Below are 25,769 nucleotides of genomic sequence, written 5' to 3'. Positions count from 1 at the left end.
ACCCTAGTTTACACTAGGGTTTTCGTTTTGTTCTTTTTGCATATTCAGCAAATACGCCATATTCTGAATCACGTGATCATGTTTCTTAACAAACGGATTTTCTTCGTTCCAGACATAACCTGCGAGAACAGAACATATTTTCTCTTTTACTTCAGGGTTTTCCGGTTGGTGGAAGAATAAAGTCTGAAGATTTCCGGTGTACCATTCTTTCACGTAAGTGGTAAAAACAGCAATTCCGCGCTTCATATATTCTGTAAACTCAACTTCCCAGTTTACTTGAATTCCTTGTGATTCTTTGATGTATAATTTTGCTGCCAGCATTCCGGATTCTGTCGCAAAAGCAACTCCTGATGAAAAAACAGGATCTAAAAATTCAGAACTGTTTCCTGTTAAAGCAAAACCATCACCATACATTCTTTTTACGGCTCTTGAATAATTTTCCAGTTTTACCGGTTCAAACAAAAACTCGGTTCCTTTAAATCTTTTAATATAATAATCAGATTTTTGAATGGCATTTCGTAAAGCCTCAGCATTATCTTTATTTTCTGAAAGCGAATTGATAAAATCTGTTGGTCCAACAACTCCCAAACTTGTATTTCCGTTAGAGAAAGGAATTACCCATAACCAAACTTCGGTTTCCAGAATATCAAACGAAATTTGAGTTCCTTCCTCACCTTCCGGTCTGTTGATGTCTTTTACATGTGTAAATATCGACGAATGCGGATCTAATTTTGATGGCGTATCGAGATCTAAAAGTCTTGGCAATACACGTCCGTATCCGCTGGAATCGATAATAAATTTAGCGTGGATTTCTTTTAAATTTCCGTCCTTATCTTTTACAATTGTTTTAGAATTTTTTCCTTCAAAAGAAACTTCCAGAACTTCTGTTTCAAATTCCAAATCTATTCCTTTTCTAATAACTTCCTGAGCCATTGTGTTGTCAAAATCAGCTCTTGGCACCTGCCATGTCCAGTCCCAGCCTTCTCCAAACTTCTGGCTAAAATCAAAAACACAAATTTCTTCTCCTCTGATAAAACGAGCTCCGAGTTTTTTTTCAAAATTCATTGCGTCAAGACATTCAAAAAGTTCAGCTTCAGCAAAATGATCCATTACTCTGGGAATAAGGCTTTCGCCAACAACCAGTCTTGGGAACTTTGTTTTTTCTACAACTTTTATCTTAATATTGTTTTTGTGTAGATAAGATGCCGAAACACATCCGGATGGTCCTGCACCTATTACTAAAACATCTACAAACTCCTTTATCATATTAAAAATGTTATCAATTATTAAACTACATTTGCCATCATCAAAATAACTACAATTATTTTGATAAATAAAATTAAATTAGCACAACCAAAAACAATTTAATGAATACAATTAATGAATATTTAAGTTTAGCAGAATTCGAGTCCATAATATTTGGAAATAACAAGGTTGTTGTGAGCGACGTTGTATTGAATCGAGTAAATGAAAGCTTTAATTTCCTGAAAGAATTTTCTGGAAACAAAGTTATTTATGGAGTGAATACTGGTTTTGGCCCAATGGCTCAATATCGAATTAAGGAATCAGATCAGATTCAGTTACAATATAATTTAATCAGAAGCCACTCTTCAGGAACAGGAAAACCGTTAAGTCCGGTTTGTGCAAAAGCAGCAATTTTGGCGCGATTAAATACCTTATCATTAGGTAATTCAGGAGTTCACCCTTCTGTAATTCACTTAATGGCCGAATTAATTAACAGAGATATTACTCCGTTAATTTTTGAACACGGCGGTGTTGGAGCAAGTGGAGATTTAGTACAACTATCTCATTTAGCTTTGGTTTTAATTGGAGAAGGTGAAGTTTTTTATAAAGGCGACAGAAGACCAACTTCAGAAGTTTTTGAAATTGAAGGTTTAAAACCTATTCAGGTAGAAATTAGAGAAGGTCTTGCGTTAATTAACGGAACATCTGTAATGACTGGAATTGGAGTTGTAAACGTTCACCATGCCAATAAATTATTAGACTGGTCATTAAAAGCTTCTTGCGCTATTAATGAATTGGTTCAGGCTTATGACGATCACTTTTCAGAAGAATTAAACCAAACTAAACGTCATAAAGGACAACAGGAAGTGGCTGCAAAAATGAGAGCCAATCTTTCTGACAGTACTTTAATACGTAAAAGAGAAGACCACTTATATTCTGGAGAAAATACCGAAGAAATTTTCAAGGAAAAAGTACAGGAGTATTATTCTTTAAGATGCGTGCCTCAAATTTTAGGTCCCGTTTTGGAAACTATAAATAATGTTGCTTCTATTTTAGAAGACGAATTTAACTCGGCAAACGACAACCCAATTATCGACGTAAAAAACAAACACGTTTATCACGGAGGTAATTTCCACGGCGATTATATTTCGCTTGAAATGGATAAATTAAAAATTGTTATTACCAAATTAACAATGTTGGCAGAACGTCAGTTGAATTATTTGCTGAACTCAAAAATCAACGAAATTCTTCCTCCCTTTGTTAATTTAGGAACATTAGGATTTAATTTCGGAATGCAGGGAGTTCAGTTTGTTGCAACCTCAACAACGGCAGAAAGCCAGATGTTATCAAACCCAATGTACGTTCATAGTATCCCGAACAACAATGACAATCAGGATATTGTAAGTATGGGTACCAATTCGGCAGTAATTACATCAAAAGTAATCGAGAATTCTTTTGAAGTTTTGGCTATCGAATTAATCACAATTGTTCAGGCGATTGATTATTTACAGCAAAAAGATAAAATTTCATCGGTTACCAAAAAATGGTACGACGATGTTAGAAAAATCATTCCTGTATTTAAGGAAGATCAGGTAATGTATCCGTTTGTTCAGCAGGTAAAAGATTATCTTATCAATAGTTAAGCGTTACTTTTTTATTAATATTGAATTTTAAAACCATGAAAAAACCATTTATTTTTTTGTTGCTATTCGTTATTCAATTTGTTAATAGTCAGGAATTGGCATTAGTTAAAAAGAATTCAAAAATTGGATATATTTCCAAAGACGGATCTTTTAAAATAGAACCTCAATACAAATCTGCAAAAAGCTTTTCTGATGGTTTAGCAGCTGTGGAAAATGGTGGAAAATGGGGATTTATTGATACTAAAGGAAGCTGGGTAATTCCTGCATCTTTTGAAAATGCGAAAGATTTTAACAGCGGAGTTGCTATCGTGCAAAAAGATAAGGAATGGGTTTATATCAATACAAAAGGAGAAATCCTTAAAGCGCCTGCTTCCGAAAAATTATTTGATTTTAATAATGGCGTTGCTTTTATAAAACAAGCCAATAAAATTGGATTAATCAATTCAAAAATGGCCGTTGTTTTAGAACCAAAATACGATCAGATAAAACCCTTTGAAAATGGTTTTGCAAGAGTTGAAAACAATAAAAAATGGGGAATCATTAATGCTTCCGGTAAGGAACTCATAGAACCTTCGTATGACGAAATAGGGAACTATGTTAAAAACACAACCTGGGCAAGAAAAGATAAGACGTTTGGAATTGTAAGTGCCGGGAATTTTATTGCTGTTGATGGTGCAGAAAAAATCTGGGACTTTGAAACACAAGATCTCACTTATGCCAAAAAGAACGGTAAAATTGGATTCATTGACCTTAAAGGAAATTGGGTAATTACTCCTATTTATGATAAAGCAAAAGCGTTCTCAAAAAATTTAGCTCCGGTTTGTGTAGGATCTAAATGGGGATATATAAACCCAAAAGCAGAATTTGTTATTCCGCCAACTTATAGCGATGCAGAAGTTTTCAGTTCAAACGGACTGGCTCCTATAAAAGAAAAAAATTGGGGTTTTATCAATGAAACAGGAAAATTAGTTATTCCAACACAATATGGTATTACCTCAAACGGATTCGTCATTGCTCTATTTGTACAACAAGACAAAGGATTTATCGATGGTCTTGCCAGAGTAAAAAACGAAGGAAAATGGGGATTTCTTAAACCAGATGGAACTGTTGTAGGCAATCAATGGTTTGAAAATGCTGAATTATTTTCTAAAACAGCAGAAAAAAACACTCCAAACGAAGTCGTTACTGAAAAAGCAAAAGCGGAAACAAAAGCGGAAACAAAACCAGCTAAAGCAGGATCAAAACCAGCAACTAAAAAGAAAAAATAACACATTTTGTGTTCTAAAAAATAAAATTTACATCAATGAAATGTGTATTAGTAACGGGTGGTTCAAGAGGAATTGGAAGTGCTATTTGCAAAAAATTAGCGGTTGAATCCAACTATCATATTCTGATTAATTATCATTCGAACAAAACTGCTGCAGAAGAAACTTTGCAGGAAATTCAAAAATTAGGAGCAACCGGAGAAATCTTAGGTTTTGATGTTTCTAATTTTGAACAAGTGCAAGCAACTTTAACGCAATGGCAGGACGCCAATCCTGAAGCCATCGTTGAAGCAATTGTAAACAATGCCGGAATTACAAAAGATGGTCTTTTTATGTGGATGACTCCCGAAGACTGGAACGGCGTTGTAAATACAAGCCTTAACGGCTTTTTTAATGTAACACAGTTTTTTATTCAAAAAATGTTGCGCAATAAATATGGCCGAATTGTAAATATGGTTTCTGTTTCGGGAGTAAAAGGAACTGCCGGGCAAACCAATTATTCGGCAGCAAAAGGGGCTATCGTTGCAGCTACAAAAGCACTTGCCCAGGAAGTTGCAAAACGTAATATTACTGTTAATGCAGTTGCGCCAGGTTTTATACGAACTGATATGACGAGCCAATTAGACGAAAAAGAATTACTAAAACTAATTCCCGTAAATCGTTTTGGCGAAGCCGAAGAAGTCGCAGATTTGGTAAGCTTTTTGATTTCAAAAAAATCAAGCTATATTACCGGAGAAATTATTAACATCAACGGAGGAATATATTCTTAACAATATTATGTTTGCGAAGTTATTTTTAAGTTTTTTTCTTTAATGCGAAAAATTGCTCGCAAAGTCGCAAAATTTTAATTTATAATTGAATAAAGAAAACCCTTTGCGACTTAGCGTCTTTGCGAGATTAAATATTAAAGAATAGATTTAAAAAAACTTTGGTTACTTTGTTTAAAAAATATACTTAAGGATTAAAAAATTACTTATAAAAAGACCATGAATAAGAGAGTTGTAATTACCGGAATGGGAATTTATTCCTGTATAGGTACTTCTTTAGATGAAGTAAAGGAGTCTTTATATAACGGAAAATCTGGTATTCAGTTTGATTCTGAAAGAAAAGAATTTGGTTTTCAATCAGCCCTAACGGGTATGGTGCCTAAAACTGATTTAAAATCTTTATTGACCAGAAGACAACGTATGAGTATTGGTGAAGAAACCGAATATGCGTACATGGCTACCATCGAAGCACTAAAAAATGCCAATATTGATGACGCTTTTTTTGACGATCGCGAAGTGGGTATTATGTACGGAAATGATAGTGTCTCAAAAGCTATTATCGATGCTACAGATATTGTTCGTGAGAAAAAAGATACAGCCCTAATTGGTTCTGGTGCAATTTTTAAATCGATGAATTCAACAGTAACGATGAATTTGTCTACGATTTTTAAACTTCGTGGTATTAATCTTACCATAAGTGCCGCTTGTGCAAGTGGTTCCCATTCTATTGGATTGGCTTATTTTTTAATAAAAAGCGGTTTTCAGGATATTATTATTTGTGGAGGCGCACAGGAAATCAACAAATATGCCATGTGCAGTTTTGATGGTTTGGGTGTTTTTTCTGCAAGAGAAGGCGAACCTCAAAAAGCGTCAAGACCTTTTGATGCTGATCGCGACGGATTAATCCCGAGTGGTGGCGGTGCAACGTTAATATTAGAAAGCTACGAATCGGCAATTGCTCGTGGCGCAACGATTATTGCAGAAGTTGCCGGTTACGGATTCTCTTCAAACGGCGGTCATATTTCGACTCCAAATGTTGAAGGCCCGGCTACTGCTATGCAAAGAGCGCTTGATGATGCACAATTAAAAGCTGCCGATATCGATTATATCAATGCACATGCGACTTCAACGCCTGTTGGAGACAGCAATGAAGCAAAAGCTATTTTTGAAGTTTTTGGCGAAAGTAATCCTTATGTAAGCTCCACAAAATCAATGACTGGCCACGAATGCTGGATGGCCGGAGCAAGCGAAATTATCTATTCAACATTGATGATGCAGCACGATTTTATAGCTCCCAATATCAATTTGGAAAACACAGACGAAGACTCTGCTAAATTAAATTTAGTTAAAACTACGTTAAATAGAAAAATTGATATATTTTTGTCGAATTCCTTCGGATTTGGAGGAACCAATTCTGCACTGGTAGTTAAAAAGTTTAAATGAAGCGATGAATAAAGAAGAAATAATAAAAAAAATTAATGGTTTTTTGGTTGATGAATTTGAAGTAGACAATGATGACATTGAACCAGACGCAAATTTAAAAGATACACTAGGGTTAGATAGTTTAGACTATGTTGATTTAGTTGTTTCTATTGAAGCAACCTTTGGTGTAAAATTAGTTGAAGCTGATTTTGTTGGGATTTCCTCTTTTCAAACTTTCTACGACCTTATAGAAAACAAACTAAAAGCTAAAACTGCTTAATGAGTCAATGGGATGGCAAATCAAAAGGAACAGTTTTAGGCTATAAAATATTCGTTTTTTTAATACAAAAAGCGGGTGTCAAGTCCGCTTATGTGTTACTTTATTTTGTTGCTTCTTATTACTTTTTGTTCTTAAAGAAAAGCAACAGGGCAATTTCTTATTATTTTAAAGAAAGACTGCAATATTCCAATTTCAAATCTAAAAAAATGGTTTTCAAAAGTTATTACACTTTTGGGCAAACTATCATTGATAAAATTTCTATTTCGGCAGGAATGCGAAATAAATTTACCTACGAATTTGACGGAATCGAAATTTTAAAAAACCTTTTAGCAGAAAAAAAAGGTGGTGTTTTAATTAGCGCCCATATTGGAAATTTTGAAATCGCCGAACATTTTTTAGGTGATATCGACATCGATTTTCAAATTAATCTGGTCACTACAGATTTAGAACATTCTGCTATAAAGAATTATCTGGAAAGTGTTACTCAAAAACCTACCGTAAAATTCATCATTATCAAAGATGATTTGTCTCATATTTTTGAGATAAATGCAGCTTTGGCCAATAATGAATTGGTTTGTTTTACTGGCGATCGTTATTTTGAAGGAACAAAATCGCTGTCAGAAAAAATATTAGGCGAAGAAGCTCATTTTCCGGCAGGTCCGTTTTTAATTGCATCGCGCTTAAAAGTTCCGGTTGTTTTTGTTTATGTAATGAAAGAAACCAACTTACACTATCATTTATACGCACGTGAGGCCGTTGTAAAACATCGTGACGAAAAAGCACTATTAAGATCATATGTTGAAAGCGTAGAATCTATGCTTCAAAAATATCCGTTGCAATGGTTTAATTATTTTGATTTCTGGAATCAGTTAAAGTCAAAATAAACATATAATTTAACCGCAAAGTCCGCAAAGTTTTTTATACAAATCGGATTTTATAAAAATACAAAGTTCGCAAAGCTTTGTATTAATTTAGCTTTGCGAACTTGTGTTTTCTAAACATAGCATTACATAAAAACTTTGCGAGCTTTGCGATCACACCAAACAATTTTTAATTTTTAATTCTCAATTTTTAATTAAAAGTCATTCTTTCATACTTAAAACGCTTAAAACAGAATATGCAGGAATTTGACACAATTATCATCGGTTCAGGAGTTGGAGGTTTAGCAACTGCAATATGTCTGGCAAGAGAAGGACAAAAAGTTTTAGTACTCGAACAGCATTACGTTCCCGGTGGCTGGAGTCATAGTTTTACATTAAATGGTCAGCGTTTTAGTCCCGGTGTTCATTATGTAGGATTGATGGAAGAAGGCCAATCTACTAATGAATTATATCGCGGTTTGGGAATTGCAAACGACATGGTTTTCTTTCGAATGAACAAAAATGCCTATGAACATTGTTTAATTGGAGATGAAGTTTTCGACTTACCGGCAGGAATCGACAATCTTAAAAAAACACTTTCTTCTCATTTTCCACACGAAGAAAAAAATATAAATGAATATCTTACTGTTGTTCAAAAAGTAGCGTATGAACTGCAGTTGATTCCAAAATTAAAAGGTTTCTGGCAAAATATTACGGTTCCTTTCCGAACCAAACATTTTGGTAAGTTTGCCTTATTTCCTCTAAAAAAAGTCATTGGCTGGCATGTAAAAGATGCGAAGTTAAAATCTGTTCTCAATATTCAATGCGGCGATCACGGACTTCCTCCAAACAGAGCGTGTTTTCCTGTTCATTGTTCTGTTATGAACCATTATTTTGATGGCGGTTTTTATCCGATGGGCGGCGGTGGCGGAATCGTTAAAGCCATGACAAACGGAATAAAAAGACATAACGGAGAAGTAAGGGTTAAGCAAAATGTCAAGAAAATTTTAATCGAAAATAAAAAAGCATTTGGCGTTGAGCTTGAAAATGGCGAGAGAATTCTGGCTAAAAATATTGTCTCAAACGCTGATCCTTCCATCACTTATTTAAATTTAATTGATAAAGAACATTTAAGTAAATCGCTGATTAAGAAATTAGAGAAAACAAAATATTCTGTTACATCACTAATTTTATTTTTGACATTGGATATTGACGTTACGCAGTTTCAAATAGATTCCGGAAACATCTGGATGATGAAAGATGAACATGACGATGAGAATTTCGAAAATTTAATGAGCAATAATATTGACGAAGGAGATTCATTTCCTGCCGTTTTTATTAGTTGTACAACGCTTAAAGATCCTGCCAGTTTTAACGGAAGATATCATAATTTCGAAATTGTTACTTATGTCAATTACGATCATTTAAAAGATTTTAATGGTTTAGAAGATTATCATAACGAAGAGTATAAAATCTTTAAGGAAAAAATCACTAATAAATTGCTGAATAATGTTGAGAAGATAATTCCGAATGCAAAACAGCATATTATTCAGGCAGAATTAGGAACTCCAAAAACAAACGAGTTTTACATTAATTCGACAAAAGGAAATGTTTACGGAACCGAAAAAACCTTAAATCAGGTTGGCCCTTTTGCGTATAAAAACAAAACCGAAATTGAGAATTTGTTTCTTTGCGGTTCATGTACTTTATCTCACGGCGTTGCAGGTGCTTCGTACTCTGGTGTTGCAGCCGCTGCAGCCATTTTAGGATGCACTTCAGACGATTTATTAATTGAAGATGAAAACCAAAAAATCAGAATTTATGATGCCGAAGATGCTGCTTCATGGCCCGATTGGGTTCATACAAAACGAAGCGATAAAATCAGGAAATTTGTCTCATAAAATTAATTACTTTTGCAACTAAACCAAAAAGCCACCAATCTAAAATGAAAAATGTTCTTGTTGTTTATTACTCCCAATCCGGACAATTGGAAGAAATTGCACGAAATATTGCAAAACCCTTCTTAAATTCAGAAGATATAAAGGTGACATTTCACGAAATTCAATTAGAAAAACCCTTCCCCTTTCCGTGGGACAAGGATTCTTTTTTTGATGCTTTTCCGGAATCTTTTCTTCAAATTCCACGAGAACTAAAACCAGTACCGGAAGAAATTTTAAATACAAAATTTGACCTGGTTCTTTTTCATTATCAGGTTTGGTATTTGTCACCATCAATTCCGATAAACTCATTTCTAAAAAGTGCCGACGGAAAAAAACTATTAAACGATACGCCGGTTATTACCATTAGCGGTTCTCGTAATATGTGGATTATGGCTCAGGAAAAAATTAAAGTTTTACTAAAAGAAGCCAACGCACAATTAGTAGGGAATGTAGCTTTGGTTGACAGAGTTGGAAACCTGATTAGTGTTATTACGATTGTCGAATGGATGTTCTCCGGAGTAAAGAAAAAATATCTGGGAATTTTCCCACTACCGGGAGTTTCAGAAAAAGACATACAGGAATCGGAAAAATTTGGAAAAGTGATGCTTTCTGAGTTTCAACAAGACAATCTCAGGAATTTACAACCAAAATTAACAGGAATAGGTGCGGTAAAAATTAGCTCATATCTTGTTACTGTTGACAAAACAGCGAATAAAATTTTTAATAAATGGTCAAATCTGATTTATAAAAATAAAAATAACAGAAAACTGCTTCTTAAAGTATTTAATGTTTATTTATTCCTTGCGATATGGTTAATCTCACCAATAGTGTATATATTGCACCTTATTACATACCCCATTAAGTTAAAAACCATAAAAAAAGAAACTCAATATTATAAAGGAGTTTAGAAGACGAAAGTAGATTATGTTTGAAGTATATATTACCAAAGCCGCAAAATTTTTGCCAAACGAAGCTGTTTCAAATGATGAAATGGAAAGTTATTTAGGTCTTATTAATGATACCGCTTCTAAAGCAAGACGTATTATTTTACGCAATAATAAAATTTTAAGCCGCTATTATGCCGTAGACAAAACGGGAAAAAGCACACACAGCAATGCCGAATTAACCCGCAATGCAATTGTGCAGTTATTTGATGAAAATTTCACAGCTCAGGATTTAGAAGTACTTTCTTGTGGAACCTCAACACCTGATATTTTCCTTCCGTCACACGCCGCAATGGTTCATGGTTTACTTCAAAATAAATCGGTAGAATTAAACTCTTCAACAGGAGTTTGTTGTGCCGGAATGAATTCATTAAAATTTGGTTTCCTGTCTGTAAGATCAGGAAATTCTAAAAACGCTGTTTGTACAGGATCAGAAAAAGTTTCGACCTGGCTAATTGCTAAAAAATACAGTCAGGAAGTAAGCAACTTAAAAACCCTTGAAGAGCAGCCAATTATTGCTTTCAAAAAAGATTTTTTACGTTGGATGTTATCAGATGGTGCCGGAGCTTTTTTATTGGAAAATAAACCAAGCGGAGACATTTCCCTAAAAATCGAATGGATGGAAGCTTTTTCTTATGCCTTTGAATTAGAGACTTGTATGTATGCCGGTGGAGACAAATTAGAAAACGGTGAGATTAAATCGTGGAGCGATTATGAGCCGGAAGAATTGCTAAACGAATCTGTTTTTGCTATTAAACAAGACGTAAAATTATTGGACGAATTTATACTTTCTAAAGGAGCTGACAGTATGTATGATGCCATGACTAAAAATAATATTACATCAGATCAGGTTGATTATTTTATTCCGCACGTTTCATCTAACTTTTTTGTCGAAGGATTAAAAAAAGGATTAAGCGAAAAAGGAATAGGAATGGCTGATGAGAAATGGTTTATGAACCTTTCAAGAGTAGGAAATGTAGGTTCTGCCTCTATTTATTTGGCTGTAGAAGAATTGATGAATTCTGGAAAACTAAAAAAAGGCGATCGTATTCTTTTATCTGTTCCTGAAAGTGGAAGATTTTCTTTTGCGTATGCTTATTTAACCGTTTGTTAATGGAAAGAACTTTACTTTTAGAAAAAAATGCTGTCGAAAATTTACTGCCTCAAAAGTTTCCTTTTGTTATGGTAGATAAAATGTATTCGTTTACCGAAACTTCATTGGTTTCGGGATTACAGATTAAAAACGACAATATTTTTTTTGATAATAATACTTTTTTAGAAGCCGGTTTAATCGAACATATGGCGCAATCTGTTGCATTGCATACCGGTTACGGATTTTTTTTAAGAAACGAAATTGCTCCAACAGGATACATTGGTTCTATTAAAGACATTGAAATAAAAAAATTACCCGAAATAAACGATACAATTCAGTCAACCGTAACTATTTTACAAGAATTTGGCGGAATTACTTTGGTTGATATCGTTACGACTTTAAACAATGAAGAAATCGCTAAAGGACAAATGAAAACCGTTTTAGCCAAATAATAGAAGTATGAATATTGCTGCTGTCGACATTCAGAATTATTTACCACACCGGGCACCGTTGCTTATGGTGGATTTAATTTTGGAAATTGAATCAGACTTTGTAGAAACTATCTTTTTGATAAAAGACGACAATATTTTTGTTGATAAAGGTGTTTTTATTGAAGCCGGTTTAATCGAAAATACAGCACAAACCTGTTCGTCAATTGTAGGTAAAAAATATTTTTTTGAAGATGACGGAACCGAAAATGAAAACGTAAATGTTCTTGGTTTTATCAGCGCAATCAAAAATTTAAAAATACACGAATTGCCAAAAGTGGGTGATACCATTATAACCAAAGCAAATTTGGTTTCGAAATTCGTAGGTGAAGATTATACTTTATGTACGATGAGCTGCCAGAGTTTATCAGACGATAAAAAACTTTTAGAATGCGAAATTAATTTGTTCATTCAAAAAACAATGTCGGTGTAAATGAGTTCTAAAAAGATCATTTTACATCTTTTGATCCGAATTGGAATTTTGATTTTACTGACAGGATCGGTTTTTTTATTTTGGTATTTCACCTTCGATCCTCATAAATTTTGTGACGAAAACGGACATAAACATGTTGATGGAGGTTTGGGAATGTTTATTATGATATTTCTAATAAGTCAGATGTTCTATTTGGGATTGCTCGTAGAAATGATTTATTTATTTGTAAAAAAAGAAAGAAATTTAGCGCTCGCTAATCTGGGATTTTTAATAATTAGTTTATGTATTGCATTGGCATTATATTTCTGAAGAATTAAATTACATGCTATGGAAAAAGAAAAAGTACCGCAGGACAAAAGCAACTTAACTAAAAACAACGTTAAAGAACTTTTGTATGCAACCGATGAAAACGGAAACTATACCACGACTTTAAGTACAGGCTGGGAGCCAAAAACAATTGCACTTTCCAATTCTATTGACGATATAAACGAACGAATCGCCGAAGCAAAAATGCAGGTCGAAACCGGCGAGGCAAGTCCGATTTGTTATTATATGGAACTTAACAAAATGGATTTGACTATTTTGGCAAGTTACGTTGGACTTTGGAAATGGCGTGTAAAAAGACATTTTAAACCCGCTAATTTTGCTAAATTAAACGATAAAATTTTAAAAAAATATGCCGATGCTTTTGACATTTCGGTAGAAGAATTAAAAAATATTAAAACAGACTAATGCAAGTTAATTTCACACATCATCAATCTGCTCATTGCGAAAACGGAGTAGCTTCGAATTTGTTAAAAAACAACGGTCTCAACATTAGTGAACCGATGGTTTTTGGTATTGGTTCTGGACTTTTTTTTGTGTATTTGCCTTTTATAAAAGTAAATCATGCACCCGCAATTAGTTATAGAACTTTGCCTGGACAAATTTTTAATAAACTGGCAAGTCGTTTAAACTTAAAAATAAAAAGACAAAAATTTTCATCGACAACAAATGCAAACAAAGCATTGGATGAAAATCTAAAAAATAATATTCCAACCGGATTACAAGTTGGCGTGTATCATTTAAGTTATTTTCCTGATGAATATCGCTTTCATTTTAACGCACACAATTTAGTCGTTTACGGAAAAACCGAAACCGATTATTTAGTGAGTGATCCTGTTATGGAAACCGTTACCACACTTACGCATGATGAATTGGACAAAGTTCGTTTTGCCAAAGGTGCTTTTGCTCCAAGAGGCCAAATGTATTATCCAATTCAAATTCCGAAAGACGTTGATTTGAAAAGCGCGATCATTAAAGGAATCAAAAATACCTGTCGCGATATGCTGGCGCCTATGCCAATTGTTGGTGTTCGCGGAATTAAATTTGTATCGAAACAAATTAGAAAATGGCCTATAAAACACGGTACTAAAAAAGCCAATCATTATTTGGCACAAATGGTGCGTATGCAGGAAGAAATAGGAACCGGGGGCGGCGGTTTCCGTTTTATTTATGCGGCTTTTTTACAGGAAGCATCGGTTATTTTAAATAACGAAGAATTAAAAGTACTTTCGAAAGAAATGACTCAAATTGGAGATTCATGGCGTGATTTTGCCGTTGAAGCTTCTCGTATTTATAAAAATCGAAGTGCAAAAGAAGATGCGTACAATACCATCGCAGATGAACTTTTGGATATCGCCAACAGAGAAGAAATCTTTTTCAAAAAACTAAAACAAGCCATTAGCTAATATATTTTGCAGCCAATAATTAAAATAGAATCCCTTTCGAAAAAGTACAAAAATGCAGAAATGTATTCTTTGAACGACTTTTCGCTAAACATAAACGAAGGTGAAATTTTTGGTTTACTAGGTCCAAACGGCGCCGGAAAAACCACTTTAATTTCCATGCTTTGCGGATTGGTCAAACCAACTTCGGGGCATTTTACCATTAATGATTTGAACTACGCGAATCATTCCAGAAAAATCAAAAAAATTATTGGCGTTGTTCCTCAGGAATATGCTTTGTATCCTACCCTTACGGCACGCGAAAATTTGCTTTATTTTGGAAGTATGTATGGCTTAAAAGGCGCTTACTTAAAAGATAAAGTAATTGAAACTTTAGACCTTTTGGGATTATTAAAATTTGCCGACAAACGCATTGAAACTTTTTCGGGCGGAATGAAACGCAGAATTAATCTGATTGCAGGTATTTTGCACAATCCTAAAGTTTTGTTTTTGGATGAACCAACCGTTGGTGTTGATGTCCAGTCGAAAAATGCTATAATCGATTATTTGAAATTTTTAAACCAAAACGGAACAACTATTATATATACATCGCATCATTTGGCTGAAGCCGAAGATTTTTGCACCAATATTGCCATTTTAGACCGGGGCCAAATTTACGCCCAGGGAACACCGTCAAGTTTGATTGCTTCTACAAATGAAGCACGAAATCTTGAAGACGTTTTTATTTCATTAACCGGTAAAGAATTTAGAGATGGTCAATAAAATTTGGATGTCGATTGTAAAAGAATTCTTGTTGCTAAAACGAGATTTAGGCGGATTGATTATTTTGTTTATCATGCCATTGGTACTTGTAATCACGGTTACCTTAATACAAGACAGTACTTTTAAAACCATTAGCGATAATAAAATTCAGATTTTATTGGTCGATAAAGACAACGGTTCTGTTTCTAAAACTGTTTTTGATAACCTTGAAAAAAGTCAGTTGTTTAGTGTTGTCACGCAAATAGACAATAAACCCATTACAGAAGATGTTGCCAGAGAAGCCGTTTACAAAGGAAAGTTTCAGTTGGCGATTGTAATTCCCGAAAACTTAAGTACAGATTTACAGGCAAAAATTGATCAGAATGTAGAAAACATTGTGAGCAGCATCGGTTTAACAAGTAGCGACGCTCCACTAGCGGCTCCAAAAGATATCAAACAAAAAGAGGTAAAACTTTATTTTGATCCGGCGGTTCAATTGAGTTTTAAAAATGCTGTGATGAATTCGATTGACAAAATGATTTCTCAAATCGAAACAAAATCAATTTATACTACTTTTCAAAATCAATTGGGAGAAGGAAATGCCAAATTTGAACAAAAAAGTTTCATTACTTTCAAAGAAATAATTCCGAAAATAAACAACAAAGAAGTATTGCCAAATTCGGTTCAGCATAACGTTCCGGCCTGGACACTTTTTGCGATATTTTTTATCGTAATTCCGTTGTCTATTAATATTGTAAAAGAAAAAACGCAGGGAACTTTTGTTCGATTAAGAACAAATCCGGTATCCAACCTAATTGTCTTTATCGGAAAAACCATTACATATTCTATCATTTGCATGATTCAGTTTTATATGATGGTTGCTGTAGCAATATTTTTGTTTCCGCATATTGGTTTGCCTCCGTTAAATATCGAAGGTCATTTATTTTTGATGAGCATTGTTGCCTTATTCTCCGGATTTGCAGCAATCGGTTTCGGAATTTTATTAGGAACCGTTGCCAGCACTCAGGAACAATCTGCTCCGTTTGGCGCGACAAGTGTTATTATTTTAGCGGCAATTGGCGGTGTTTGGGTTCCTGTTTTTGCGATGCCAAAAATCATGCAGATAATTGCCAAATCATCACCAATGAACTGGGCATTAGAAGGTTTTTATGATGTTTTATTGCGCAACACCTCTTTCTTAGAAATCATACCAAAAATAAGTTTATTGTTTTTGTTTTTTATTATCACAACATCCATCGCATTATTTTATGACAAAAAGAAAAGAACAGTATAACGAAGCCACTTCCCTAACCGTTTCTCACGAAATCAGAATTCGTTTTAACGAAACTGATCCGCTTGGAATCGTTTGGCATGGCAATTATATTACCTATTTTGAAGATGGACGAGAAGCTTTTGGACGCGAACACGGACTTACTTATTTAGATATTGGTAACACGGGTTACACTACTCCAATTGTAGAATCAAAATGCCAACATAAATTATCTCTGCGCTACGGCGATGTGGTCACAATCGAAACAACGGTTGTCGATACTCCTGCTGCAAAAATGATTTATCGTTTTAGAATAATTGACGCCAAAGGAGAAGTTGCCTGTACAGGAGAAACGGTTCAGGTATTTTTAGATAAAGACGGAAATTTAATGTTGACGAATCCGCCTTTTTATGAAGAATGGAAACGAAAAGTTGGATTATTAAAATAAAAGATAAACACGAATTGCGCTAATTTTCACGAATTAAGAAATAAAAAAATCTGTGTAAATCTGTTTAATCCGTACAATCTGTGACCCATTTTTAAGGCAAGAAAAAAAGATAAAATGATAAGAGAAATATACATCACCGAAACCAATTGCATTACTCCTCTAGGTTTTGATGTTCAATCAAATGTTGAAGCTATTTTACGTGGTGAATCCGGAATTCAATTGCACGGAGATGTTTCTTTAATGCCAAATTCGTTCTACGCCTCTATTATTTTTACTGAAAAAATAAACAGTGCTTTTGAAAAAATCAGCACTGACCAAAAATATTCCCGCTTAGAGAAAATGATGATTTTGGCTCTAGAGCCGATTATCAAAAATTCTGGAATTGAATTAAATTCAAAAACTGCTTTTATTCTTTCGACAACAAAAGGAAATGTTACGGCATTAAAAGAGGATTCTGAAGCAAGTTTCAATAACGCACATTTAGATGTTTTAGCAAAAAATATTGCTGATTTCTTTGGATTCCAAACACAGCCAATTGTAGTTTCAAATGCCTGCGTTTCCGGAATTTTAGCCGTTTCAGTTGCCAAAAGAATGATTCAGTCAGAGCTTTACGATAACATTTTTGTTGTTGCCGGCGACGAAGTTTCTGAGTTTGTTTTATCCGGATTTAATGCTTTTCAGGCGATGAGCGATTTGCCTTGTAAACCGTATTCTAAAAACAGAACCGGCGTAAGTTTAGGAGAAGCAACGGCTGCAGTTTTAATTTCGGCGGAAGCCAAAGACGCTAAAATAAAAGTGATTGGAGACAGTTCGATAAACGACGCCAATCATATTTCGGGTCCGTCAAGAACGGGAGAAGGTTTGTTTAGAAGTATTCAGAATGCGTTGAAAGAAGCTCAAATTGATGCCGATAAATTAGATTATATTTCGGCTCACGGAACCGCAACTCCTTTTAATGACGAAATGGAAGCGATTGCACTAAGCCGTTTAAATTTGCAAAATGCTCCCATAAATAGTTTAAAAGGATTTTACGGTCACACATTAGGCGCTTCGGGATTATTAGAAACCGTAATTGCCATTGAATCCGCGAATAAAAATATGCTTTTTGAATCGAAGGGTTTTGACGAAATCGGCGTAAGCGAAACGATAAATGTTATTGAGAAAAATGAAGAGGCCACTATTAATTATTTCCTGAAAACAGCTTCCGGATTTGGAGGTTGCAATACGGCCGTGGTTTTTGAAAAGATAAAATAAAACACGAATTACACTAATTTTCACGGATTAAATTCTTTGAATTTTTGTTTAAATACTATCCTTTTGAACTGTTCGGAAATTCCGAACAGTTCAGCAAGAAAAATTTCAACTTGTAAGGAAAATTTACAAGTTCAAAATAACTGAATTAAAAAGTGAGATTATCAAAATTCATATTTATATCTCTAGTCCTTCTTTCATCTTTTGGATGTAAAAAGAAAGAAGTGTCTGAATCTGATTTTGAAAAAGAGGTCTTGAATAGTGTTTTTGTGGAAATTGTAGATTCTATTTATATGGATCGAAGAACAATGGAACCACCGCAAATGCCAAGGCTAGATTTTAAAACTAATGAAGAAGACACAATCGGATATCATGAAAAATTAAAAAGATATCAGATTGAGCAAGACAGTATTAAAAATGACAAAAACAGAATTTTAATTGGCGTTTATGATTTTGTAGTAAACAATAAAATTAGGAATGATAAATTTGATTTAACGCCTTTTCAAAATAATAAAAAATTTGATTTTCAATATACCTCCAAATTTCCCGAAGAACGATTTTGGAATATAGAAGATAAAAAAAGCGGAATGCCAGTTGGTACGATTGAGATTTCTAATATTAAGTTTAATAAAAATAAATCTTTGGGAACTATCATTGCCAGCGCTTCATGCGGAGGTGGAAAATGTGGAAGAGGATTTGAAATTACAATTGAAAATAAATCCGGTAAATGGCATATTACAAATATTAATCAAACTTGGGTTTCTTAAATTAATTTGTGAAATTTTAAACCAAAAAAGAATCCGTGCCAATTTGTGGAATTAGTGTTAAATAAAAACAATGACTCAAAATAAAACCTACATACAAGATTACATCACCATCCAAAACAACGAAATTGTTTTGAACGGAACTTCTGTATTCAAAATTGAACCAACCGATTTCGGTGATTTTTCCAAGCAGACATATCGTAATTTTGACATGCAATACCCAAAGTTTTTCAAAATGGATGCTTTGAGCAAATTAGCTTTTTTAGGATCTGAATTGCTTTTGAGTCCAATGATTTCTGCGGAAAAAGAAAATAATATTGCTTTGGTTTTGGCCAATAAGTCGTCGAGTTTAGATACAGATGTTAAGTATCAGGAATCTATTTCTGACAAAGAAAACTATTTTCCGAGTCCGGCGGTTTTCGTTTATACACTGCCAAATATTTGTCTGGGCGAAATAAGTATTCGTCATCAGCTGAAAAGTGAAAATTCTTTCTTTATATTTGAGGCCTTCAATCCTGAATTTATGTCGAATTATTCTAATATTTTACTGAATTCAAACAAAGCAGAAACAGTGCTTTGCGGCTGGGTTGAATTTTTTAATGACAATTATAAAGCATTTCTTTGCACCATTAGTAAAGAAGAAAACGAAAAATATAAAAACGAAACTATCAATACATTATATAAATAATCATGGAAGCATTAAAAGAAGAATTAAAAAACAAAATCATTACCACTCTTAACCTTGAAGATATTGCAATTGAGGATATTGCTGATAACGATCCTTTGTTTGGAGACGGTTTAGGTTTAGACTCGATTGATGCGCTTGAATTGATCGTGATTTTAGATAAAGATTATGGTATTAAATTGGTTGACCCTAAAGAAGGAAAAACCATTTTCCAATCTATAGAAAGTATGGCTGCTTATATTAGTGCTAACAGAACTAAATAGTATTGTAGATTTTAGACTTTAGATTTTAGATTCTTAAAGCGAATATTTAAAATTCTAATTCAATGGTTTCGTTTTTGCAAACCTAAACAATAGTCTAAATTAAAATTTTAAAAATCTTTGTCAAAGTTTTAAACTTTGACAAAGATTGAATAATCTACAATCTAAAATCAGAAATCTAAAATGAATAAAGGTGTTGCTATAACGGGAATGGGAATTATTTCTTCGATTGGAAATTCAGTCGAAGAAAATTATATTTCGTTAATTAAAAATAAAATTGGCGTTACCCATATCGATAATATTTCGACTGTTCACGCCGATATTATTAAAGTAGGTGAAATTAAAAAAACCAATGAAGAATTGGTTACCGAATTGAACCTTACAGAAGATAATAATTTTTCGAGAACGGCTATGATTGGTACTTTAGCTGCCAGACAAGCTGTTGAAAATGCAGGAATTACATCTATAAATGAATTCAGAACCGGACTTATTTCGGCTACAAGTGTGGGCGGAATGGACATGACTGAAAAACATTATTACAATTATTTCACTCATCCTGAACTTGTTAAATACATTACTTGTCATGATGGAGGAGATGTCGCTGATAAGATTGCCGAAGAATTAGGTTTAAAGGGAATTGTTACTACCATAAGTACCGCTTGCTCCTCTGCAGCAAATGCCATTATGTTGGGTGCTCGTTTAATCAAAACCGGAAAACTGGATCGCGTTATCGTGGGCGGAACTGATGGTTTGGCGAAATTTACCATCAACGGATTTAAAACTTTAATGATTTTATCTGATGATTATAACAAACCTTTTGACAATAACCGTAAAGGATTAAATCTTGGTGAAGCCGCTGCATATTTGGTTTTAGAATCTGATGAAGTTGTTCAGAACCAAAATAAAAAAGTATTGGCGCGTGTTTCCGGTTATGGAAATGCAAACGACGCTTTTCACCAAACTGCTTCTTCAGAAAATGGAGATGGCGCTTATTTAGCTATGAAAAAAGCGTTTGAAGTTTCGGGTTTAAAACCGTCTCAAATTGATTACATCAACGTGCACGGAACTGCAACTCCCAATAATGATTTATCTGAAGGAAGAGCTATAAAGAGAATTTATGAGGATGAAAAAGTTCCCGATTTTAGCTCGACAAAACCTTTTACCGGACATACATTGGCAGCAGCTGCAGCAATTGAAGCAGTTTACAGTGTGTTGGCCATTCAAAATGGCGTGGTTTACCCGAATTTGAATTTTGAAACGCCAATGGAAGAATTTGATTTGAAGCCACAAACTTCATTACTAAATAAAAATATCGATCACGTTTTATCCAACTCTTTTGGTTTTGGAGGAAATTGTTCTACTCTTATATTTTCAAAATGCAATTAAAAAAAACATATATAAATGGAATCGGCTGTATTTCGACTCAAAAAACATTTGATACTGTTTTTTTAGAAGAAGCGGTACACAATCATGACGAGAACGTGCTTAAAATCGTTCCGCCGGTTTACAAAGATTTTATTTCGCCTGCCGCCGCCCGAAGAATGGCAAAAGGAGTAAAAAACGGAATTGTAGCTTCGGCAATAGCCATGAAAGATGCAAATATTGAAAATGTAGACGCCATTATTACCGGAACAGGTTTAGGATGTATCGAAGATTCTGAAAAATTCCTGAAAAACATTTTAGATAATAACGAAGAATTTTTAACACCAACATCTTTTATTCAATCTACGCATAATACTGTTGGTGCGCAAATTGCACTTTTACAACAATGCAAAGGGTATAATTTTACATATGTAAACGGGGCTGTTTCTTTTGAATCTGCTCTTATTGATGCTAAAATGCAAATCGAAGAAGACGAAGCGCAATCGGTTTTGGTTGGCGGAGTTGATGAAAATGGTGATTATACAACGGCACTTTTTAAATTGTCAGGAAGAATAAAACCAGACAATCAACAGCCTTACAATCTTTTAGATTCTGATACAAGCGGAGCGGTTTATGGAGAAGGCGCTAGTTTTTTTGTTTTAGAAAATGAAAGAAAAGAAACTACTTATGCAGAAATTTTGGATGTCAATATTCTAAATACTTTGGAAGCAAACGAAGTTGAAGCAGAAACATTATCTTTTTTAAAATCAAATAATTTAGACATTTCAGATATTGACGCCTTGGTTTTAGGCTTTGACGGAAACATAGATTTTGAAAATTATTATAAAAATCTTGGCGAAAATGCTTTTGCAAATACACCTCAATTGTATTACAAACATTTAAGCGGCGAATATGATACGGCTTCGGCTTTCGCTTTGTGGATGGCAGCTAAAGTTTTGAAAACTCAGGAAATTCCGGAAATTATAAAAGTGAATTCGGTTGAAAAACCAGCTTATAAAACCATTTTATTATACAATCAGTTAAACGGAAAAAATCATAGTTTTACGTTAATCTCAAAATGATAACGCACAAAAACATATCACTATTTTTTGTCCTTTTATTGCTTTTATTGTTTCTTTTGAATTTTTATACAGCAATAAATATATGGTGGTTTGTTTTTATTATTTTGATTTGGTTAGGAATTAATGCTGTTGGTTCTGCCCGAATATCTTCTGATTATCACGTAAAAGCATACTGCAATAATCCATCTGAAACAGAAAAAAAAATTGCCATTACTTTTGATGACGGGCCAAGTGTTTTTACTTTGGAAATTTTAGAACTTCTAAAAAAATACAATGTAAAAGCTACATTTTTCTGTATCGGAAAAAATATTGAAACCCATCCTGAAATTCTAAAACAAGTTATTGCCGAAGGACATTTGGTTGGAAATCATTCGTACAACCATTCTCCTTTTTTTGATTTTTATAATGCAAAAAAAATCAGGGAAGAAATTGAAAAAACGGATGCGCTTTTAGAAAAATATACTTCAAAAAAAATAAATTTCTTTCGTCCGCCTTACGGAGTCACGACGCCTTCGATTCGGAGAGCTCTTAAAAAAACCGGACATAAAGTTATTGGCTGGAATATTCGTTCGCTTGACGGGGGAACAAAAAATCAAAGTTTAATTTTCAATCGCATAATAAAACGCATTTCTCCCGGCGGAATCGTACTTTTGCATGATACGGCACCTCACTCTGTTTTTGTATTGGAACAGTTTTTGCAATTTTTACAGCAAAACAATTATAAAGTGATTTCGACCGAAGAACTTTTGAATCTTAAAGCTTATGATATTGAACGCGGATAAAGCAGATTCGCTAAAGCGAAGACACAGATAAAAACGGATTTTAATTCAAGCAATTGGATGTAGTATAAAAATTAATTAAACACATAGAAACATAGATTTTATGCTTTTGAAAAAGTAATCAAAAAGAAACTAGTTTCTCACACATAGCTATGTTTGTTAATGCAAGTGAAACGCCTTTTTTAAGTTCAATATTCTATGTTTCTATGTGTTAAAATAATCTGTGTAAATCATTGAATCTGTGGCAAAATATTTTAAGCACAATTTTTACAAAATATGAAAACTAAAATAGCACTATTAATTCTATTTATTTCAGGCAATTTGTTTGCTCAGGAACAAAAAATGACGGCTGCAGAAATTGCATCTTTTAAGGAAGATGTAAATGTGGTTTCTAAAAAAATCAAAACTTTAAGCACTGATTTTGTTCAGTACAAACATTTGGATTTTTTATCTAAGGATATTGAAACATCAGGAAAAATGATTTTTAAGGAACCTAATTTACTTCAATGGCAATATAAAAAACCATACAATTATAGTATCGTTTTCAAAAACGGAAAAATCCTTATTAATGACGAAGGCAAAAAAAGTGCAGTCGATATTGGCAACAGCAAAATTTTTAGCCGCATCAATAAATTAATTATCGGAAGTGTTAGCGGAAACATGTTTGACGATAAAGAATTTACTATTTCGTATTTTAAATCGAAAGGACAAAATATTGCAAAGTTTATTCCCAAAGATGCTACTTTAAAAAAATACATCAAACAAATTGAACTTACTTTTGATAAAGAAGAAGCTACTGTAGAACAGGTAAAACTATTGGAATCATCTGAAGATTATACCAGAATTGTACTTAAAAATAAAGTGATCAATGCAAAAATCGACGATTCAGTTTTTACTAATTAATTGCTTACTGGCAATTATTATGGTTTCCTGTGGCTCGGTCACAAAAAACTATACTCCCAAAAAACTAGACAAAACATCTTACGAAGTTCCCTATTTTAAAGATTCTAAAACCGATTATGTTTATAAAGCAAACATTACGGTTTATGGTCATGATTTAACGGGAATTTTTATTGCCAAGAAAATAAACGACACTACGCATCGCGTAGTTTTTACCACAGAGTTTGGAAACAAGTTATTAGATTTTGAAATTTCTGAAAAAGATTTCAAAGTCAATTCGATTGTTTCTGAGTTAGATCGCAAAATTTTGGTGAATACTTTAAGAGACGATTTTCGTTTGCTTTTAAAGAAAGACTACCAAATTCAGGAGCAATTTGAAAATGAGTCAGACGATATTTACAAATCTGAATACGGAAAACGAGATAATTATCTTTTTATATCAAAAAAAGATCGTAAATTAGAGAAAGTCATTAATTCGTCGAAAACAAAAGAAAAAATAACGCTTCTTTTTAATTCGGAAAACGATATTTTTGCCGAAAAAATTGAGATTATCCATCAGAATATTAAATTGAAAATTGAATTGAATTATTTTAAATCAGAGTAGAAATTTAAACCAAAATTAAAATGAGAAAAATAACTACACTTGCTTTTATTTTATTTATCGGAATTCTATCATCTCAAGCTCAGGTAACGGTTAGCCCAGGTTTGCGAGGAGGTTTAAATCTTTCAAGATTAACAAATATTGATGACAATGGTTTAAAATCTGATTTTTATGCCGGCGGTTTAGTTGCTATAAAATTCAATAGATATTTTACGCTTCAACCTGAATTAACCTATTCGCGACAAGGTTCTGAAGGTCGATATTATAGCGAACAAAATCCTGATTTTGGAACGAGAGCAAAATATGAATTAAATTATCTTTCATTAGATGCCGTGGCTAAATTTCATTTTGGCGGACAAGGTTTTCATATTTTGGCAGGTCCATCTGCAGATTTTAAAACAAGTGATAATTTTGGCAGATATGGTTTTGATCCTATCGATTTTGATTTTTCTATAATCGCAGGAGTGGGTTATTCTTTGCCAAACGGATTAACATTTGAAGCAAGATTTAAACAGGGCTTTATTGATATTTATGGCTATGATGGCATTGAATATGATAATGACGACAATTATTATTACGAAGATTTAATTTTAAATCAGGTTTTCCAGATTGGTATTAGCTATACCTTTAAAGTAAAATAAAAAATAAATATGGTTTTAAAAGACTTTTATAAAGTTCTGTCAGAAGAAAAAACAACTGATTCTAAATATACAATTACGATTTTGGTCAATGGAAAGCATGATGTTTTTAAAGGCCATTTTCCTGGAAATCCTATCATGCCCGGCGTTTGCATGATTCAGATTATCAAAGAACTTACAGAGAAAATAACTGAAAGTACTTTGATGATTCAAACGCTGTCGAATGTAAAATTCATGGCGCTGATTAATCCCGAGGCAACTCCGGAATTGCGCCTGGAACTTGACATTGTTACAACCGAAGATGATTTGGTTAAAGTGAAAAACACGACTTATTTTAACGACACCATTGCCTTGAAATTAAGCAATGTGTACAAAAAATTATAATTATGAAATTACTATTCTCACTACTTTTATGGATCAATTTTGCCGTAAATCCAGATTTGGCAGCTATCCGAAAAATGTATCCTGATGTTGCTAAATCAGAAGCAAATGCTAAAGAATTTACAGAAAAACTTGCCGGAATTTCAAACAGTGACGAGAAAATTTTAGTGGCCTACAAAGCAGCTTCAATTTTGGTCGATTCTAAGTTTGAAAATTTAATAGGAAGTAAAATTTCGCGTTTTAAAGAAGGTGCAAAACTTCTTGAGGCAACTTTAAAAAGCGATCCGAACAATATCGAAATCAGAATGATTCGTTTAAGTATTCAGGAAGATGTACCTGGAATTACGGGTTATAAAAAGAATATTAAAGAAGACAAAAAATTCATTACAACGCATTATGCAGAACAAAGCGGTGCCTTGAAAGAATATCTAAAAGACTTTGTTTTACAATCGAAAAGTTTCTCTGAAAAAGAGAAGCAATTTGTGAAGTAGATAAAGAAA

At 33.5% G+C, this 25,769-nt stretch carries 30 protein-coding genes; 29 read left to right on the top strand and 1 reads right to left on the bottom strand.

Annotated features, from left to right (window positions below; all coding sequences use genetic code 11):
• Nucleotides 1–3 precede the first annotated feature (3 nt).
• A complete protein-coding gene (locus tag SD960_RS05845) occupies nt 4–1,266 on the bottom strand; it encodes an NAD(P)/FAD-dependent oxidoreductase (RefSeq protein ID WP_318801408.1) in 1,263 nt (420 codons plus the stop codon).
• Between the two features lie 101 nt (nt 1,267–1,367).
• On the opposite strand from SD960_RS05845, the gene SD960_RS05840 reads away from it, so the two are divergent.
• The 29 genes from SD960_RS05840 to SD960_RS05700 all read left to right on the top strand — a co-directional run bounded on the left by SD960_RS05840 (nt 1,368) and on the right by SD960_RS05700 (nt 25,760).
• Nucleotides 1,368–2,888, top strand: a complete 1,521-nt coding sequence (locus SD960_RS05840) for an HAL/PAL/TAL family ammonia-lyase (protein ID WP_042564821.1) — start codon at nt 1,368–1,370, stop codon at nt 2,886–2,888.
• Nucleotides 2,889–2,923: 35 nt separating this feature from the next.
• Nucleotides 2,924–4,156: a WG repeat-containing protein gene (locus tag SD960_RS05835; protein WP_318801407.1), complete on the top strand. Its 1,233-nt coding sequence runs from the start codon at nt 2,924–2,926 to the stop codon at nt 4,154–4,156.
• 35 nt (nt 4,157–4,191) lie between these two features.
• Nucleotides 4,192–4,923: a 3-oxoacyl-ACP reductase FabG gene (fabG, locus tag SD960_RS05830; RefSeq protein WP_318801406.1), complete on the top strand. Its 732-nt coding sequence runs from the start codon at nt 4,192–4,194 to the stop codon at nt 4,921–4,923.
• Nucleotides 4,924–5,139: 216 nt separating this feature from the next.
• Entirely contained in the window at nt 5,140–6,363 is a 1,224-nt protein-coding gene (locus SD960_RS05825) for a beta-ketoacyl-[acyl-carrier-protein] synthase family protein (protein ID WP_073394505.1), read from the top strand.
• Between the two features lie 4 nt (nt 6,364–6,367).
• On the top strand, nt 6,368–6,622 hold the full coding sequence (locus SD960_RS05820; RefSeq protein ID WP_318801405.1) for an acyl carrier protein: 255 nt from the start codon (nt 6,368–6,370) through the stop codon (nt 6,620–6,622).
• Nucleotides 6,622–7,506 (top strand): lipid A biosynthesis acyltransferase, encoded by an 885-nt coding sequence (locus SD960_RS05815; protein WP_318801404.1) that lies wholly within the window; start codon nt 6,622–6,624, stop codon nt 7,504–7,506. Before SD960_RS05820 ends, SD960_RS05815 begins: the two co-directional genes overlap by 1 nt.
• A 200-nt stretch (nt 7,507–7,706) precedes the next feature.
• Nucleotides 7,707–9,383, top strand: a complete 1,677-nt coding sequence (locus tag SD960_RS05810) for an NAD(P)/FAD-dependent oxidoreductase (protein WP_318801856.1) — start codon at nt 7,707–7,709, stop codon at nt 9,381–9,383.
• Between the two features lie 44 nt (nt 9,384–9,427).
• The gene (locus tag SD960_RS05805) at nt 9,428–10,330 is read left to right on the top strand and encodes a dialkylrecorsinol condensing enzyme DarA (RefSeq protein WP_318801403.1); all 903 of its coding nucleotides are present in this window, start codon (nt 9,428–9,430) and stop codon (nt 10,328–10,330) included.
• 16 nt (nt 10,331–10,346) lie between these two features.
• Nucleotides 10,347–11,480, top strand: coding sequence for a beta-ketoacyl-ACP synthase III (locus SD960_RS05800; protein WP_318801402.1), 1,134 nt, complete (start codon nt 10,347–10,349; stop codon nt 11,478–11,480).
• Nucleotides 11,480–11,911, top strand: a complete 432-nt coding sequence (locus SD960_RS05795) for a hypothetical protein (protein ID WP_318801401.1) — start codon at nt 11,480–11,482, stop codon at nt 11,909–11,911. The genes SD960_RS05800 and SD960_RS05795 overlap by 1 nt, the downstream gene beginning before the upstream one ends.
• Before the next feature lie 7 nt (nt 11,912–11,918).
• Complete coding sequence (locus SD960_RS05790) at nt 11,919–12,380, top strand: ABC transporter permease (protein WP_318801400.1); 462 nt, start codon at nt 11,919–11,921, stop codon at nt 12,378–12,380.
• Entirely contained in the window at nt 12,381–12,689 is a 309-nt protein-coding gene (locus SD960_RS05785; RefSeq protein ID WP_318801399.1) for a hypothetical protein, read from the top strand.
• Nucleotides 12,690–12,707: 18 nt separating this feature from the next.
• Nucleotides 12,708–13,112 carry a hypothetical protein gene (locus SD960_RS05780; protein WP_318801398.1) on the top strand — a complete coding sequence of 135 codons (405 nt, stop codon included), beginning with the start codon at nt 12,708–12,710 and terminating at the stop codon, nt 13,110–13,112.
• Nucleotides 13,112–14,110 (top strand): BtrH N-terminal domain-containing protein, encoded by a 999-nt coding sequence (locus tag SD960_RS05775; RefSeq protein ID WP_318801397.1) that lies wholly within the window; start codon nt 13,112–13,114, stop codon nt 14,108–14,110. The genes SD960_RS05780 and SD960_RS05775 overlap by 1 nt, the downstream gene beginning before the upstream one ends.
• Before the next feature lie 60 nt (nt 14,111–14,170).
• Nucleotides 14,171–14,869: an ABC transporter ATP-binding protein gene (locus SD960_RS05770; protein ID WP_318801396.1), complete on the top strand. Its 699-nt coding sequence runs from the start codon at nt 14,171–14,173 to the stop codon at nt 14,867–14,869.
• Nucleotides 14,859–16,142: an ABC transporter permease gene (locus tag SD960_RS05765; RefSeq protein WP_318801395.1), complete on the top strand. Its 1,284-nt coding sequence runs from the start codon at nt 14,859–14,861 to the stop codon at nt 16,140–16,142. Before SD960_RS05770 ends, SD960_RS05765 begins: the two co-directional genes overlap by 11 nt.
• On the top strand, nt 16,117–16,566 hold the full coding sequence (locus SD960_RS05760) for an acyl-CoA thioesterase (RefSeq protein WP_318801394.1): 450 nt from the start codon (nt 16,117–16,119) through the stop codon (nt 16,564–16,566). Before SD960_RS05765 ends, SD960_RS05760 begins: the two co-directional genes overlap by 26 nt.
• A gap of 114 nt (nt 16,567–16,680) precedes the next feature.
• Nucleotides 16,681–17,820, top strand: coding sequence for a beta-ketoacyl synthase N-terminal-like domain-containing protein (locus SD960_RS05755; protein ID WP_318801393.1), 1,140 nt, complete (start codon nt 16,681–16,683; stop codon nt 17,818–17,820).
• Nucleotides 17,821–17,972: 152 nt separating this feature from the next.
• A complete protein-coding gene (locus tag SD960_RS05750; protein ID WP_318801392.1) occupies nt 17,973–18,584 on the top strand; it encodes a hypothetical protein in 612 nt (203 codons plus the stop codon).
• 70 nt (nt 18,585–18,654) lie between these two features.
• Nucleotides 18,655–19,269 carry a 3-oxoacyl-ACP synthase gene (locus SD960_RS05745; RefSeq protein ID WP_318801391.1) on the top strand — a complete coding sequence of 205 codons (615 nt, stop codon included), beginning with the start codon at nt 18,655–18,657 and terminating at the stop codon, nt 19,267–19,269.
• A gap of 2 nt (nt 19,270–19,271) precedes the next feature.
• Complete coding sequence (locus SD960_RS05740; RefSeq protein WP_042564839.1) at nt 19,272–19,529, top strand: phosphopantetheine-binding protein; 258 nt, start codon at nt 19,272–19,274, stop codon at nt 19,527–19,529.
• Between the two features lie 180 nt (nt 19,530–19,709).
• Complete coding sequence (locus SD960_RS05735; protein ID WP_318801390.1) at nt 19,710–20,912, top strand: beta-ketoacyl-[acyl-carrier-protein] synthase family protein; 1,203 nt, start codon at nt 19,710–19,712, stop codon at nt 20,910–20,912.
• Nucleotides 20,903–21,970 (top strand): beta-ketoacyl synthase N-terminal-like domain-containing protein, encoded by a 1,068-nt coding sequence (locus SD960_RS05730; RefSeq protein ID WP_318801389.1) that lies wholly within the window; start codon nt 20,903–20,905, stop codon nt 21,968–21,970. Before SD960_RS05735 ends, SD960_RS05730 begins: the two co-directional genes overlap by 10 nt.
• Nucleotides 21,967–22,752: a polysaccharide deacetylase family protein gene (locus tag SD960_RS05725; RefSeq protein WP_318801388.1), complete on the top strand. Its 786-nt coding sequence runs from the start codon at nt 21,967–21,969 to the stop codon at nt 22,750–22,752. The genes SD960_RS05730 and SD960_RS05725 overlap by 4 nt, the downstream gene beginning before the upstream one ends.
• Nucleotides 22,753–23,025: 273 nt before the next feature.
• Nucleotides 23,026–23,652, top strand: coding sequence for an outer membrane lipoprotein carrier protein LolA (locus SD960_RS05720; RefSeq protein ID WP_318801387.1), 627 nt, complete (start codon nt 23,026–23,028; stop codon nt 23,650–23,652).
• Entirely contained in the window at nt 23,618–24,253 is a 636-nt protein-coding gene (locus SD960_RS05715; RefSeq protein WP_318801386.1) for a hypothetical protein, read from the top strand. Before SD960_RS05720 ends, SD960_RS05715 begins: the two co-directional genes overlap by 35 nt.
• Before the next feature lie 20 nt (nt 24,254–24,273).
• Nucleotides 24,274–24,891: a porin family protein gene (locus tag SD960_RS05710; RefSeq protein ID WP_318801384.1), complete on the top strand. Its 618-nt coding sequence runs from the start codon at nt 24,274–24,276 to the stop codon at nt 24,889–24,891.
• A 9-nt stretch (nt 24,892–24,900) separates the two neighbouring features.
• Nucleotides 24,901–25,272: a 3-hydroxyacyl-ACP dehydratase gene (locus tag SD960_RS05705; RefSeq protein ID WP_318801383.1), complete on the top strand. Its 372-nt coding sequence runs from the start codon at nt 24,901–24,903 to the stop codon at nt 25,270–25,272.
• Nucleotides 25,273–25,274: 2 nt separating this feature from the next.
• Nucleotides 25,275–25,760 (top strand): hypothetical protein, encoded by a 486-nt coding sequence (locus tag SD960_RS05700; protein WP_318801382.1) that lies wholly within the window; start codon nt 25,275–25,277, stop codon nt 25,758–25,760.
• Nucleotides 25,761–25,769: the final 9 nt, after the last annotated feature.

It is taken from the genome of Flavobacterium sp. MMLR14_040 (genome assembly GCF_033657265.1).
Classification (GTDB): Bacteria; Bacteroidota; Bacteroidia; order Flavobacteriales; family Flavobacteriaceae; genus Flavobacterium.
The sequence above is the reverse complement of the archived record's forward strand: the minus strand, read 5'-3'. Positions and strand labels throughout refer to the sequence as shown.

What these genes read in the sequence shown, in the direction of transcription:
- SD960_RS05845 (WP_318801408.1), bottom strand. Translation starts at nt 1,266, where the DNA reads ATGATAAAGGAGTTTGTAGATGTTTTAGTAATAGGTGCAGGACCATCC.
- SD960_RS05840 (WP_042564821.1), top strand. Translation starts at nt 1,368, where the DNA reads ATGAATACAATTAATGAATATTTAAGTTTAGCAGAATTCGAGTCCATA.
- fabG (WP_318801406.1), top strand. Translation starts at nt 4,192, where the DNA reads ATGAAATGTGTATTAGTAACGGGTGGTTCAAGAGGAATTGGAAGTGCT.
- SD960_RS05770 (WP_318801396.1), top strand. Translation starts at nt 14,171, where the DNA reads ATGTATTCTTTGAACGACTTTTCGCTAAACATAAACGAAGGTGAAATT.
- SD960_RS05775 (WP_318801397.1), top strand. Translation starts at nt 13,112, where the DNA reads ATGCAAGTTAATTTCACACATCATCAATCTGCTCATTGCGAAAACGGA.
- SD960_RS05720 (WP_318801387.1), top strand. Translation starts at nt 23,026, where the DNA reads ATGAAAACTAAAATAGCACTATTAATTCTATTTATTTCAGGCAATTTG.
- SD960_RS05825 (WP_073394505.1), top strand. Translation starts at nt 5,140, where the DNA reads ATGAATAAGAGAGTTGTAATTACCGGAATGGGAATTTATTCCTGTATA.
- SD960_RS05835 (WP_318801407.1), top strand. Translation starts at nt 2,924, where the DNA reads ATGAAAAAACCATTTATTTTTTTGTTGCTATTCGTTATTCAATTTGTT.
- SD960_RS05795 (WP_318801401.1), top strand. Translation starts at nt 11,480, where the DNA reads ATGGAAAGAACTTTACTTTTAGAAAAAAATGCTGTCGAAAATTTACTG.
- SD960_RS05790 (WP_318801400.1), top strand. Translation starts at nt 11,919, where the DNA reads ATGAATATTGCTGCTGTCGACATTCAGAATTATTTACCACACCGGGCA.
- SD960_RS05800 (WP_318801402.1), top strand. Translation starts at nt 10,347, where the DNA reads ATGTTTGAAGTATATATTACCAAAGCCGCAAAATTTTTGCCAAACGAA.
- SD960_RS05705 (WP_318801383.1), top strand. Translation starts at nt 24,901, where the DNA reads ATGGTTTTAAAAGACTTTTATAAAGTTCTGTCAGAAGAAAAAACAACT.
- SD960_RS05715 (WP_318801386.1), top strand. Translation starts at nt 23,618, where the DNA reads ATGCAAAAATCGACGATTCAGTTTTTACTAATTAATTGCTTACTGGCA.
- SD960_RS05765 (WP_318801395.1), top strand. Translation starts at nt 14,859, where the DNA reads ATGGTCAATAAAATTTGGATGTCGATTGTAAAAGAATTCTTGTTGCTA.
- SD960_RS05785 (WP_318801399.1), top strand. Translation starts at nt 12,381, where the DNA reads ATGAGTTCTAAAAAGATCATTTTACATCTTTTGATCCGAATTGGAATT.
- SD960_RS05820 (WP_318801405.1), top strand. Translation starts at nt 6,368, where the DNA reads ATGAATAAAGAAGAAATAATAAAAAAAATTAATGGTTTTTTGGTTGAT.
- SD960_RS05815 (WP_318801404.1), top strand. Translation starts at nt 6,622, where the DNA reads ATGAGTCAATGGGATGGCAAATCAAAAGGAACAGTTTTAGGCTATAAA.
- SD960_RS05780 (WP_318801398.1), top strand. Translation starts at nt 12,708, where the DNA reads ATGGAAAAAGAAAAAGTACCGCAGGACAAAAGCAACTTAACTAAAAAC.
- SD960_RS05725 (WP_318801388.1), top strand. Translation starts at nt 21,967, where the DNA reads ATGATAACGCACAAAAACATATCACTATTTTTTGTCCTTTTATTGCTT.
- SD960_RS05710 (WP_318801384.1), top strand. Translation starts at nt 24,274, where the DNA reads ATGAGAAAAATAACTACACTTGCTTTTATTTTATTTATCGGAATTCTA.
- SD960_RS05760 (WP_318801394.1), top strand. Translation starts at nt 16,117, where the DNA reads ATGACAAAAAGAAAAGAACAGTATAACGAAGCCACTTCCCTAACCGTT.
- SD960_RS05735 (WP_318801390.1), top strand. Translation starts at nt 19,710, where the DNA reads ATGAATAAAGGTGTTGCTATAACGGGAATGGGAATTATTTCTTCGATT.
- SD960_RS05740 (WP_042564839.1), top strand. Translation starts at nt 19,272, where the DNA reads ATGGAAGCATTAAAAGAAGAATTAAAAAACAAAATCATTACCACTCTT.
- SD960_RS05730 (WP_318801389.1), top strand. Translation starts at nt 20,903, where the DNA reads ATGCAATTAAAAAAAACATATATAAATGGAATCGGCTGTATTTCGACT.
- SD960_RS05805 (WP_318801403.1), top strand. Translation starts at nt 9,428, where the DNA reads ATGAAAAATGTTCTTGTTGTTTATTACTCCCAATCCGGACAATTGGAA.
- SD960_RS05700 (WP_318801382.1), top strand. Translation starts at nt 25,275, where the DNA reads ATGAAATTACTATTCTCACTACTTTTATGGATCAATTTTGCCGTAAAT.
- SD960_RS05755 (WP_318801393.1), top strand. Translation starts at nt 16,681, where the DNA reads ATGATAAGAGAAATATACATCACCGAAACCAATTGCATTACTCCTCTA.
- SD960_RS05745 (WP_318801391.1), top strand. Translation starts at nt 18,655, where the DNA reads ATGACTCAAAATAAAACCTACATACAAGATTACATCACCATCCAAAAC.